At 62.7% G+C, this 12,671-nt stretch carries 7 protein-coding genes and 3 tRNA genes; 3 read left to right on the top strand and 7 right to left on the bottom strand.

Annotation, left to right across the window (positions count from 1 at the left end):
- Positions 1-84: 84 nt before the first annotated feature.
- Positions 85-1,002, top strand: coding sequence for a transcriptional regulator MetR (metR, locus tag B2V21_RS02915; protein WP_056843944.1), 918 nt, complete (start codon positions 85-87; stop codon positions 1,000-1,002).
- A gap of 112 nt (positions 1,003-1,114) precedes the next feature.
- Positions 1,115-6,424 (top strand): dermonecrotic toxin domain-containing protein, encoded by a 5,310-nt coding sequence (locus tag B2V21_RS02910; RefSeq protein WP_286915980.1) that lies wholly within the window; start codon positions 1,115-1,117, stop codon positions 6,422-6,424.
- Between the two features lie 84 nt (positions 6,425-6,508).
- On the opposite strand, the gene mgtE is transcribed toward B2V21_RS02910, so the two are convergent.
- Complete coding sequence (mgtE, locus tag B2V21_RS02905) at positions 6,509-7,957, bottom strand: magnesium transporter (RefSeq protein ID WP_056843768.1); 1,449 nt, start codon at positions 7,955-7,957, stop codon at positions 6,509-6,511.
- A 324-nt stretch (positions 7,958-8,281) separates the two neighbouring features.
- Here mgtE and B2V21_RS02900 point away from each other — a divergent pair, with 324 nt between their 5' ends.
- Complete coding sequence (locus B2V21_RS02900; RefSeq protein ID WP_286915979.1) at positions 8,282-8,671, top strand: hypothetical protein; 390 nt, start codon at positions 8,282-8,284, stop codon at positions 8,669-8,671.
- Positions 8,672-8,691: 20 nt separating this feature from the next.
- Here the strand turns inward: B2V21_RS02900 and B2V21_RS02895 are convergent.
- From B2V21_RS02895 to alaS, 6 genes are all read right to left on the bottom strand, one after another.
- A tRNA-Arg gene (locus tag B2V21_RS02895) sits at positions 8,692-8,768 on the bottom strand.
- Between the two features lie 76 nt (positions 8,769-8,844).
- Positions 8,845-8,921, bottom strand: a tRNA-Arg gene (locus B2V21_RS02890).
- A 106-nt stretch (positions 8,922-9,027) separates the two neighbouring features.
- Positions 9,028-9,103 (bottom strand) — tRNA-Ser (locus B2V21_RS02885).
- 62 nt (positions 9,104-9,165) lie between these two features.
- On the bottom strand, positions 9,166-9,354 hold the full coding sequence (csrA, locus tag B2V21_RS02880) for a carbon storage regulator CsrA (RefSeq protein WP_043185394.1): 189 nt from the start codon (positions 9,352-9,354) through the stop codon (positions 9,166-9,168).
- Positions 9,355-9,488: 134 nt separating this feature from the next.
- Positions 9,489-10,721, bottom strand: a complete 1,233-nt coding sequence (locus tag B2V21_RS02875) for an aspartate kinase (protein WP_056843769.1) — start codon at positions 10,719-10,721, stop codon at positions 9,489-9,491.
- A gap of 87 nt (positions 10,722-10,808) precedes the next feature.
- Positions 10,809-12,671: alanine--tRNA ligase (gene alaS / locus B2V21_RS02870; protein WP_286915978.1), on the bottom strand; the 1,863-nt coding region annotated here is incomplete at its 5' end.

Raw genomic sequence — 12,671 nt, 5'->3', positions numbered from 1 at the left:
TGGCGCCATTGTCGACAACCACACCAACATGAGACAAACTCAATCTTTTCGTGTTGATCACAAGTTCTACTCATGGAGACCAAGGTGCTCGAAATCCGTCACCTGAAAACCCTGCACGCCCTGCGCGAGGCCGACAGCCTGGTGGAAGCCGCCGAGCGCCTGCACCTGACCCAGTCGGCGCTGTCCCACCAGTTCAAGGAACTGGAGGAGCGCCTGGGTATGCAACTGTTCGTGCGCAAGACCAAACCTATTCGCTTCACCAGCGCCGGGCTGCGCCTGCTGCAGCTGGCCGACGCCACACTGCCGTTATTGCGCGGCGCCGAGCGTGACATCGCTCGTCTGGCCGGCGGCACCGCAGGTCGGCTGCACATGGCCATCGAATGCCACAGCTGTTTCCAGTGGCTGATGCCGACCATCGACCAATTCCGCGATGCCTGGCCGGAAGTGGAACTGGACCTGGCCTCCGGCTTCGCTTTCGCACCCTTGCCGGCCCTCGCCCGTGGCGACCTGGACCTGGTGGTGACCTCCGACCCGCTGGAGCTACCGGGCATTACCTATGTCCCGCTGTTCACCTACGAGGCCATGCTGGCGGTGGCCAACCAGCACGTACTGGCAAGCAAACCCTTCATCGTGCCCGAAGACCTGGCCAGCGAAACCCTGATCACCTACCCGGTGGAGCGCGACCGGCTGGACATCTTCACGCGCTTCCTCGAACCGGCCGACATCGAGCCGGCGCAGGTGCGCACCTCCGAGCTGACAGTGATGATGATGCAGTTGGTGGCCAGCGGTCGCGGCGTCTGTGGCATGCCCCACTGGGCGCTGCACGAATACAGTTCGCGCGGCTATGTGAAGGCCAAGCGCCTGGGCGACAAGGGCCTGTTTGCCACGCTGTATGCAGCGGTGCGCACCGACATGCTCGACGCGCCCTACATGCGTGACTTCCTGCTGACTGCCAAGGACACCTCGTTCTCCACCCTGGACGGCGTCAGCGCCGTACGTTGAGTCCGGCAGGCCAAGCACTATTTAAGTAGCGCCCTGGCGCCTCGCTCACGGTTCGTAATGGCGAGCGCGATGACCCTGCCGGTCATCGCCTCGACATCAGGAAACCGTCCACATGAGCGATGCCCCTACCCCTTTCGTTGCCCGTGCGCTGACGTACCGGGCCTATCCGATGCGCCACGACAACCTGCTGCAGGAGGGCTCCCTGCTCTGGCAGCGCGCACGCAATCGCCTGCAAGCCCTGCTTGCGCAAGCGCCACGTGCGGTCGATACGTTACCGGCGCGGCCGCCAGCGCTGAACGATCAGACGCTGGAGGATCACCGCCGGCAACACTGGATCGACTATTGGAACGGCCGCGCGCCCTATGCGGCAGTTTCGCGTCGAGCGGAGGCGGAGCAGGCGTTCCTCGACCACCTGCATGCCGCTGCGCAACTGGCTTACTACCACGGCCAACTGAACCACACCCAGTTACGGCCGCTGCTGACCCTGCTCGAAGGCGGCAGCGAAATCCGATCACAACACATCTACGTAGAGACCGTTGCCTTGCAGACGCCCGACGGCACTCGCGTGAAAACGGCAGGTGCACTTCTACTGACTGTGGACAGCGACACCCCGGTGGCGCAGTTGCTCTACCTGCCCTCACGCAACCCCGCGTTGCAGGCTTTCGCCGATCGTCAATCGCTGCAGACCTACCTGCTGCAGGATCGCCGCCAGATCTGGTCCCACGCGAATCTGCGCGCCGATGCCGCCGTGGAGCTCAGCTACCAGCCTGCCCAGCTCTCCAGCGCCTGCAAGCAGTGGTTGAGCCACAGCCGCTTGCTCTATCTGAAGACGGCGCGCTCGGGCAGTAACGGCGAGAGCGCAGAAGAAGACGACGCGGCAGTCCTGCCCACAAACGCCGTACCGTTCGCCGACCTGCCCGCCTTCGATGCGCCCGAACCGGCAGAGGGTGCCGACAACTTCACGGCGTTCGGCAGCCTCAGCCCGGACATTCCCCAAAGCCATCGCTGGGCAGAGCTCAAACGTCAGCATCAGGCCATGCTGAACCTGCTCGGGGACGACCTGCGAGCAGGCTCCGAAAGCCCGGGATGGGTACGCCTCAAGGATCTGCTGGCCGCCCTGTCCGCTGCCCAGGAACGCGCAGCACAGGCTGCGGCCGGGCTGTTGGCAGCGCAGCAGCTGGAAGATCTCTACCGCCTGCGCTATTTACCCAACCCCCATTATTCGTCCCTGTACCAGGCGCGACTGGAAGGCTTGCGCGCCGAAGTCGCCCTGCAACAGGCGCTGCGTCTGTTGACCCCGCCCCAGGTGCAATTGATGCAAGCGATTCTGGCGCACCCTCAATCAAGCCAACGCGGCGCCGAGAACGGCACCGCTTACGCGCTGTCACTGTCGATTGCCGACGTCAACGGCACCACGACCACCACCCGCACCGAGGAGTTGCACGGGGTAGTGGCATTCATGCAAACGCCAAACCCAACAGACGACAACTTCGTGCTGGTGTACTGGCCAGGCTCAGGCGGCGGCCTGGAGCCGTTCGAGTCGGTCGCACACCTCAAGCGCACGCTGTTTCGCCTGAGCGCCTTTGGCAACGATGTCACCCTGCATCTGTCTCCGGTGACCGACGACTTCCTCGATTACGGCCTGCAGAATCAACTGCACGCCTGCGAGGAGCAAGCCAACCAGCTTCTCGAACAGCTGCCCGCAGCCACTCATGAGCCACAGCGCCAGGAGGCCTTGCAGCAACTGACCTCCTCCACTTACGAACACCTCGTGGTGCCCGCCCACGCCGCGCGTGACCGCGCCTACGTGCAACTGGCCCAAGAGGGTTTCAGTGAGCGCCTGGAAAGTGAACTGCCCGATTGGCTGAAAAGTCTTGCACCTGAGGACCGTAGGCGCCTGAAGTCTTTGATCAGCGACTATATCCGCGCTGTGCGGGCGACCAATGGGCAACTGGAACGCGACCTGCCGGACCTCGATCAGTACGCCGATGCCTTGCTGCAGGAGCGACTGCGCACCGACTTCAACCTGACCGACGACGTGCATGTGCTGATCGACATCCCTGACCGGCTCATCCATCGTAAACAACCCGTGTCCGGCTCTGGCGCCCCTGGCACGCCGCTGCAAACCGTGGTCACTGCAGGTCCGGAACGCACGCCATGGCCGCTCGCCCGTCTGGCGCAGCACAATCTCGACGCCGACATGCTGCAACGCCTGGGCTTCATGCAGGTTCAGGTGAGCGGCGCCGATGCCGCGCAGCGCGCTCGGGTAACGGCCGGTATCGATCTGAGCTATCTGCGTCGAACAGTGCGTGATCTGAACCTGGCGCAGGCGTGCGAAGACAAGATCCGCCAGGCATTCCTCGGTCCGGTCGGGCAGTCCGCCCATGCCCTGGCTCATCAGCGCGAGTGCCTGATCGAACCCACGCGGCTGATGCTGCACATGCAAAGCGACTATGCCCGTCATCGCGGTCGGATCAGCGCTGAAGGCCACGCTTTGGCAATGCTCGCCATCGACGCCAGCGATGCGGCGGCCTGGCGATCGCGGGGCCGCGACGTGCAACTGCTGCCGGCACGGCTAACGGTCGGCGGCAGCGATACCGGTGATCGACCCACCACACTGTCCGGCCTGTCCTTCATTCATGACCGTAACAGCGGCCAGACCCTGCTGTATCTGCCCGACGCTCCCGACCAGCGTTGCCTGCGCGAGTACCCAAGCCTTGAGGCCGCCCGCCTGGGGCTTTTCACGCTCAGCTTCGACAGCACGATGGGCAACTACCTGGCCGATCGGGCCATCGCTGGCAGTGCCGCCAGTCACAAGGCGCGCATCGACCAAGCCGGGCTGCACAATTTCGATGCCTTGATCGGTGTCGGCCATCCCTGGCCAGCCACGACCTCGCTGGCCAGCCATTTGCTCGATGCGCACATGGGTCGCCTCATCGAAACCCAACGCCAACGGGGCCGCAGCAACGATGCCTTGTACCTGCAGCAAGCAGCCGTGGCCCACGGCAACGTGTTCGACTACCTGAAAATGGCCTTTGGCGTGCTGCCCCTGGTGGGCACCGCGCTGGCGCTGCTCGACGCCTGGACAGCCGCCAATGCCGCTGTCGGTGCGTGGCGTGCAGGTCTCGTCAGCGAAGGCCTGGACCAGCTGGAAGCCATGCTCGGCGCACTGATCGATGTGGCTATCGATACCGTTCCCGGCGCCGTTGCCGTCCCTGGCGGCAGCCGCTTGGTGGCTCGCGGCCGCCAGTGGTCGGCGCTCGCCCGGCGCGCAGGCGCCCCACAGGCAGTGAAAGGGTCTGCGGCAGGCAGGCCCGATCCCTTCAGCGGCTATCGCTACACGCTACCCTTGGACCTGAGTAACCTGCAACCGGCCACCCAGGGCCTGTACCGGGGTATCTACCGCCATGCCGAGGGCGATTTCATTCTGCGGGACGGTCAGGTCTACCAAGTCACGCTTCACGCCAGCCCGCAGACCTGGCGCCTGCAGGGCACGGCCAGCAAGACCTATCCTCAGCCCATTGCGCTGGATCCAAGCGGGCGCTGGCAGACCCACGGTGCGCTCTACGGCACATTGATCAAGGACGGCCTGGCAGGCGGCGGTGGCGTGCTGGGCTACCTTGGCCATCGCGCCGCTGACGGCTTGCAGCCGCTCTGGCCGGCCGCCGTCCGCGAGCGATTGCCGCGCTGGCTGGTGGATCGCCAGTACCGCCGTCACTTCGAGCTTTCCAGCAGCATCGATCACCACAACAGGCTGTTGCACGAGCAGCTGAATCGTCATGAATCACTGATCATGACCCAAGCCGCCGATCCGCAGCGGCGGGCCAGCGCCGAAGCGGCCTGTACCAGCGACATCGAGCGGGCCGAGGCCCTGTACGAACTGTTGCAGGAGCACGAAGGATTGGTCTCTCGCGACTTCCTGCGGCGTAACAAGAAATTCCAAAGCGAAGTCGCCTACATCATTGCCGGACGCAGGATCAACCACGCCAACATGGCTCGGCGCACGATCAACGAACTGATCCAATCCCTCGATCAGGTCCGCGCGCCTGGGGAGCTGTTCGACCTGCCCGCCTCGCAAATGCGTGAACAACGGCAGATGCGCCAGAGCATGGACCACCAGTTCAGCCTTATGGAGCAGCGGTTGCAGCAGGCCGAAGTTTGGGCTAGTCGGGTGAGCCAACGCGGCGACCGCGCTCAGGTGCGCCAGGTGCTGGAATCGGTGGCAGACGCTGACCTGGAAATCGCCCGCGCGTCCAACCTGACTCAATTGGCGCACAGAACCGCAGACGTCAGAGACGTATCGCAGATGTTTCACCTGCTAGACACCCGGCCCTTGAGAAACCGCTTCCATCATGGCCTGGAAAGCCACTTCCGATTGCTCGAAACGGCGGCCGGCCTGCGCGAGCGGCAGAACGTATTGCGCAGCTCGCGCCAGATCTATATCGATTACCGCAACCAGATGAACACCTGGCGGCGCAACCGGCCGGATCGCTTCGAGCTCGACGCATTCGAACGGATGATCCAGTCTCTGGACCGATTGATCGACCACGCGGACCGGATGATGCCGCAGCTGAGCACCATCACCCGACGACCGAAGCAACCGGCCTCCTCAGCCCGCAGAGTGTTCGAAACCCACGAGCATGATTTTTTCATTGGCGACGAAGGCCGGACCGCGGACGGGGAACAGATCTTCACCCTCACCGGTAGCGCGGGCCGGCCTGAAACCTATCGCCGCGTGGGCAACCAGTGGCGTCTGCAGGATGATCCGCTGAGCGCTTCGCTACCGGAACCTTCGCAGCCCCTGGCCGAATTGCTCGCCGAGGGCCGCAAGTGGCTTGAGGCCAGCGACGCCCACGAACGGCGAGTGGAACGCTATGCCGTTCCCGGTGAAGCACCGGCCAATCTCGAAGACCTGATGGTCAACCAAGGCCGGCAGCTGGAACTGCGTGCCTCGGCCATCGAGCAGCGGCAGCCTGCGCAGGAACTGGCACAGCGCCTGCGCAGACGTGCCCGGGAATTGCGAGCAAAGGGGCGGGCCATGCGGATCCGGCAGGCGATGAGCAGCCAAACGCCGACCGAGGGGTATCTGGACTATCTGCTCGAGCAACGTCAGGTGGACATCGTCAGACTGGGGGATCGAGCTTCCCTCGGCGCCGGACGCGCCGAACCCGACTTCCTCCAGGAGTACGTCATCCGCGACCTCACCGTCGAGCCACCCGTCCCGCTGTGGTACGCACACTTTCACTACCGTCGGGAGCGGGCGGGGTTCGGGCAGTTCGAAAAGGCCCACATCAAGCGGCCGGATCAACGCATGCTGGGCTTGCGCTGGCAGCAGGAGCAGGGTGATGAAGCACAACGTATCTGGCGCGGGCCCATCGGCAAGGCGCTGGCGGTAAAGCACTTTGCAGATGTGCAGGCGTAATTCGCCGAGGAGACAAACAAGCGCCCTGCCCTCGTTGCGGACCGCCGGATAACGATCCAGCGGTCAGCGACGAGGGCAAGGGGCCTACATCAGGAACAGGGTGGCCAGGCCAAGGAAGATGAAGAACCCACCGCTGTCGGTGACGGCGGTGATCATAACGCTGGCGCCCATGGCTGGGTCGCGACCGAACCTGGCCAGGGCCATGGGAATCGATACACCCATGAAAGCGGCGAGCAGCAGGTTCAGGGTCATCGCTGCGGTCATCACCACGCCCAGTGACCAGCTGCCATACAGCAGATACGCCACAACCCCGATCACACCGCCCCAGACCACGCCATTGACCAGCGCAACGCCCAGTTCCTTGCGCATCAGGCGCTTGGTATTGCCGTTGCCAGGGCTGACCTGGTCCAGCGCCATGGCGCGTACGATCATGGTGATCGTCTGGTTGCCGGAGTTGCCGCCAATACCGGCCACGATCGGCATCAACGCCGCCAGGGCCACCAATTTTTCGATCGAGCCTTCGAACAGGCCGATCACCCGCGAGGCCATGAACGCCGTGATCAGGTTGATCGCCAGCCATGACCAGCGGTTGCGAAGCGAACGCCATACCGAGGCGAAGATGTCTTCTTCCTCGCGCAGACCGGCCGTGCGTAGCGCTTCGCTTTCGCTTTCTTCACGAATCAGGTCGACCATGACGTCGATGGTCAGACGCCCGATCAGCTTGCCGTGCTTGTCCACCACGGGCGCGGAAATCAGGTCGTAGCGCTCGAACGCCTGAGCGGCTTCGTAGCCGTCTTCGTCGGGATGGAAGCTGACCGTGTCGCTGGCCATCACCGCCGCCACTTGTTTTTCCGGGTCGTTGACCAGCAAGCGCTTGATCGGCAGCACGCCCTTGAGAATGCCGTCGGAGTCGACCACGAACAATTTGTCGGTGTGGCCAGGCAGCTCCTTGAGACGGCGCAGGTAACGCAGCACCACTTCCAGGCTGACATCTTCGCGGATGGTCACCATCTCGAAGTCCATCAGCGCACCGACCTGGTCGTCCTCGTAGCTCAGGGCCGAACGCACGCGCTCGCGCTGCTGGGCATCCAGGGTTTCCATGAGCTCGTGAACCACGTCGCGCGGCAGTTCGGAGGCCAGGTCGGCGAGCTCATCGGCGTCCATTTCCTTGGCCGCAGCGAGGATCTCGAAATCGTCCATGTCCGCGAGCAAGGTTTCGCGTACCGAGTCCGATACTTCGAGCAGGATGTCGCCGTCGCGCTCGGCCTTGACCAACTGCCAGACGGTCAGGCGCTCTTCCAGAGGCAAGGCTTCGAGAATGTAGGCGACGTCGGCGGAGTGAAGATCGTCGAGCTTGCGTTGCAACTCGACCAGGTTCTGCCGGTGAACCAGATTTTCGACCAGATCGTTGTGCTGGCCTTCCTGGCGATGAGCCAGGCTTTCGACGATACGCTGGCGTTGCAACAGGTCGACGACCTGGGCCAGACGATCCTGCAAGCTTTCCTGCGTTTTCTTTGCTTCTACTTCAGACATAGGCGAACTCCACTCCCAGCAGTGGGCACGCCGGGAGAATCAATCGGTCGATTCTTGATGGGTATACAGCTTCAGCGAGTAACTACTGGGTAAGTCCATGGAGGTTTTCCAAAGCCCCGGCGGGGCTGACGGGCGCAATCATACACAACTTGTACGGATTCATAGCGAAAAAAACAGGGTTGAAACAACTGCTTGCGTGCAACGCTCGCAAATCATGCATCACCGTGGGTGGGACGACGCATTCGGTAAACAAAGCACAACGCGTGCGTTCCCAGGGCTGACTAGTCTGCTAGACAACATGACCACAACCAAGGACGGATGCCGATGTACAGACCCTTCTCCACGCTTGTGCTGCTGGCTTCGCTGGCGCAATCGGCCGACGCCGCTGTCGTGCAGCGCTGCCAAGGTCCCCAGGGGCACATCACCTTCACGCACTCGAACTGCCCCGAAACCCAGCCCTGGGTGCGTCAGCGAGCGCTGAACCCGGCATCCGGAAGAAAACCCATGGCGCGCAAGGCGGCGCCCCGTCGGTTGCCAGTGACGATCGTCGAGGACGGCACACATACACGGTTGGCAGCGCCACCCACGCCGCCCGTCAAGGCACCGAAAAAAGCCAGTCGCATGAAGAAAAAGAGAAGACCCAAGTATCTGGCTGAAGAGCAGACGCCGCCCGCCAGAAAACTTAAAACGCAGAAAGCAAAAAGCCCGCATTGAATGCGGGCTTTTCACTTGTATGGTGCACTCGACAGGATTCGAACCTGTGACCGCTCGGTTCGTAGCCGAGTACTCTATCCAGCTGAGCTACGAGTGCAGGTGGCATTTTGTTGGACCAGGTTACCACTGGTTGACGCAGAAGCTGTAGACATTGCTGAAAGCAGCTTCTTGTATGGTGCACTCGACAGGATTCGAACCTGTGACCGCTCGGTTCGTAGCCGAGTACTCTATCCAGCTGAGCTACGAGTGCATTTGTTGCCGCGCATTATAGGCCGTCGATTTCTTTTGTAAAGCGCTTTTTTCAGTAATTTCAACAACTTACAGAAAAAGCCAGATTCAACGTACTACGCAAATAATGGCGGAGAACGGGGGATTCGAACCCCCGACACNNCCTTAGCAGGGGAGCGCCTTCGGCCACTCGGCCAGCTCTCCGCAACACGGGGCGTATATTAACCACCTTCTTCCCCGTTTGCAAACATAAAAAACGATAAAAATTAATGGCTTGGTTCGTCGTCCTTCTCGTTCTTGATCCGCAGGTAGATTTCTTCGCGGTGAACGGCCACTTCCTTGGGTGCATTCACCCCGATTCGTACCTGGCCACCTTTCACGCCAAGCACCGTGATGGTGATTTCACCGTCGCCAATGATCAGGCTTTCCGCGCACCGACGAGTCAGAATCAGCATACCTTTCTCCTTACGCTTTCATTTCAGGGACAACACAGTCTGCAAAAAAGGGCACTCACCCATGGTGGGAAGCCATGGACATCGCCCGAAAACAAAGAAGGGCGCGGTTAGCCGCGCCCTTCTCTCACTGCACGTTACTCACCCTGTCGGGCGGCATCGAGCTCGAAGGCCGTGTGCAGCGCACGCACGGCCAGCTCCAGGTATTTCTCCTCGATGACCACCGAAACCTTGATTTCGGAAGTGGAGATCATCTGGATGTTGATGCTTTCCTTGGCCAGGGCCTCGAACATGCGGCTGGCCACACCGGCGTGCGAGCGCATGCCGACACCGACGATGGACACCTTGGCGATCTTGGTATCGCCCACTACCTGGCGCGCGCCGATCTCGCTGGCGGTCTGCTCCAGCACGGCCAGTGCGCCCTGGTAATCGTTGCGGTGCACGGTGAAGGTGAAATCGGTGGTGTTATCGTGAGAAACATTCTGCACGATCATGTCGACTTCGATGTTCGCCGCGCTGATCGGGCCGAGGATCTTGAAGGCCACGCCGGGGGTGTCTGGCACGCCACGGATGGTCAGCTTGGCTTCATCGCGGTTGAAGGCGATGCCGGAAATGATGGGCTGTTCCATGGATTCCTCTTCGTCAATGGTAATGAGGGTGCCCGGACCCTCCTGAAAGCTGTGCAGGACGCGCAGCGGGACGTTGTACTTGCCGGCGAATTCCACCGCGCGAATCTGCAACACCTTGGAACCGAGGCTGGCCATTTCCAGCATTTCCTCGAAGGTGATCTTGTCCAGGCGCTGAGCCTGGGCAACCACGCGCGGGTCGGTGGTGTAGACACCATCGACGTCGGTGTAGATCTGGCATTCGTCGGCCTTCAGCGCAGCCGCCAGGGCAACGCCGGTGGTGTCCGAGCCGCCGCGCCCCAGGGTGGTGATGTTGCCGCTTTCGTCGACCCCCTGGAAACCCGCCACGACCACCACTCGGCCGGCCTTGAGGTCGGCGCGAATCTTCTGGTCGTCGATCTGCAGGATGCGCGCCTTGTTGTGCGCGCTGTCGGTGAGGATGCGCACCTGATTGCCGGTGTACGACACCGCATCCACCCCGCGCTTGATCAGGGCCATGGCCAGTAGCGCGATGGTGACCTGCTCGCCGGTGGAAACGATCACGTCCAACTCGCGTGGTACCGGCTGGTCGCTGATCTGCTTGGCCAGGGAAATCAGGCGATTGGTCTCGCCACTCATGGCCGACAGCACGACCACCAGGTCATCGCCGGCATCGTGGAATTTCTTCACCTTGTCGGCGACCTGTTCGATACGCTCGACAGTGCCCACCGAGGTGCCGCCAAATTTCTGTACGATCAAAGCCATTTCAAAGCCGCCTCAGCCCGTGAAGGGCGCCCATTAAATACAACACCTGGCTCGCCGCGAAAGGCACGAGCCCTGGCGAGGGTTGAATCAGTTCGCGTTTTCCACGAACGGCACGGCCAGGGCCAGTGCAGCGTCCAGGGCGCTGGCGTCCACGCCGCCGCCCTGGGCCATGTCCGGACGACCACCGCCCTTGCCGCCGACGGCTGTCGCCGCCTGCTTCATCAGGTCGCCGGCCTTGAGCCGGGCCGTCAGGTCCTTGGTCACGCCGGACACCAGCACGACCTTGTCGTCGTGCACGCCGCCAAGCAGGATCACGGCCTGGCCCAGCTTGTTCTTCAGCTGGTCGACCAGCGCAAGCAGTGCCTTGCCGTCCTGACCGTCGATGCGTGCGGCAAGGACCTTCACGCCCTTGACCTCGACGGCCGAGGCGGACAGGTCGTCGCCAGCGGCGCTGGCGGCCTTGGCCTGCAACTGTTCCAGCTGCTTTTCCAGGGCACGGTTGCGCTCGATGACTGCCGAGAGCTTGTCGATCAGGTTGTCGCGGCTGCCCTTGACCAGCTGCGCGGCTTCCTTGAGCTGCTCTTCGGCCTGGTTCAGATAGTTCAGCGCCGTCGCGCCGGTGACCGCTTCGATGCGGCGCACGCCCGAAGCCACACCGCCTTCGCTGGTGATCTTCAACAGGCCGATGTCGCCGGTGCGCTTGGCATGGATGCCCCCGCACAGCTCCACCGAAAAATCGCCGCCCATGGTCAGCACGCGCACGGTGTCGCCGTATTTCTCGCCGAACAACGCCATGGCGCCTTTCTTGCGCGCCTCGTCGATCGGCATCACTTCGGTCTGCACCGGTGTGTTCTTGCGAATCTCGGCGTTGACGATGTCTTCCAGCGCCTTGATCTGCTCGGGCTTGATCGCCTCGAAGTGGCTGAAGTCGAAGCGCAGGCGCTGACTGTCGACCAACGAGCCTTTCTGCTGAACGTGATCACCCAGCACCTGGCGCAGGGCCGCGTGCAGCAAGTGGGTCGCGGAGTGGTTCAGGCCGGTGGCCCGCTGCAGGGTTTCGTCGACCACGGCACTGACTTCGACACCGACCGCCAGGTCGCTGAGCACAGCCACGCCGTGGTGCACAAAGGCGCCGCTGGTCTTGGTGGTGTCACGCACGTCGAAGCGCGAACCGCCCGCCAGCAGGTAGCCACGGTCACCGACCTGGCCACCGGACTCGCCGTAGAACGGCGTCTGGTCAAGGATGACCACGCCCTCCTCGCCCTCTTTCAATACGTCGACCGCGACACCGTCCTTGTACAGCGCAATGACCTTGCCATTGCCGTGGTTGGCGTCGTAGCCCAGGAACACGGTGGGTACATCGACCTTGATCAGGCTGTTGTAATCCATGCCGAACGAGCTGGCCGAACGGGCGCGTTCGCGCTGTGCGTTCATTTCGCGCTCGAAACCGGCCTCGTCCAGGGTCAGCTCGCGTTCGCGGGCGATGTCACCGGTCAGGTCCATCGGGAAGCCGTAGGTGTCGTAGAGCTTGAACACCACATCACCCGGCACGACGCTGCCCTGGAGCTCGGCCAGATCCTGCTCGAGGATCTTCAAGCCCTGCTCCAGGGTCTTGGCGAACTGCTCTTCCTCGGCCTTGAGCACGCGCTCGATATGCGCCTGCTGGCTTTTGAGTTCCGGGAAGGCATCACCCATCTCGGCCACCAGGGCGGCGACGATCTGGTAGAAGAAGCTGCCCTGGGCACCCAGCTTGTTGCCGTGACGGCAGGCCCGGCGAATGATGCGGCGCAGCACGTAGCCACGGCCTTCGTTGGACGGCAGTACGCCGTCGGCGATCAGGAAGCCGCAGGAACGGATGTGGTCGGCCACGACCTTGAGCGAGGCCTGGCCTTGGTTAGCGCAGCCGATGGCGCTGGCCGACGCTTCGAGCAGGCTCTGGAACAGGTCGAT

Origin of the sequence: Pseudomonas sp. UBA6276 (assembly GCF_002438365.1) — a bacterium.
Classification (GTDB): Bacteria; Pseudomonadota; Gammaproteobacteria; order Pseudomonadales; family Pseudomonadaceae; genus Aquipseudomonas; species Aquipseudomonas coleopterorum.
The sequence above is the reverse complement of the archived record's forward strand: the minus strand, read 5'-3'. Positions and strand labels throughout refer to the sequence as shown.

Coding starts and splice junctions, on each gene's coding strand:
- mgtE (WP_056843768.1), bottom strand. CDS start 7,957: ATGTCTGAAGTAGAAGCAAAGAAAACGCAGGAAAGCTTGCAGGATCGT.
- B2V21_RS02910 (WP_286915980.1), top strand. CDS start 1,115: ATGAGCGATGCCCCTACCCCTTTCGTTGCCCGTGCGCTGACGTACCGG.
- B2V21_RS02875 (WP_056843769.1), bottom strand. CDS start 10,721: ATGGCTTTGATCGTACAGAAATTTGGCGGCACCTCGGTGGGCACTGTC.
- csrA (WP_043185394.1), bottom strand. CDS start 9,354: ATGCTGATTCTGACTCGTCGGTGCGCGGAAAGCCTGATCATTGGCGAC.
- B2V21_RS02900 (WP_286915979.1), top strand. CDS start 8,282: ATGTACAGACCCTTCTCCACGCTTGTGCTGCTGGCTTCGCTGGCGCAA.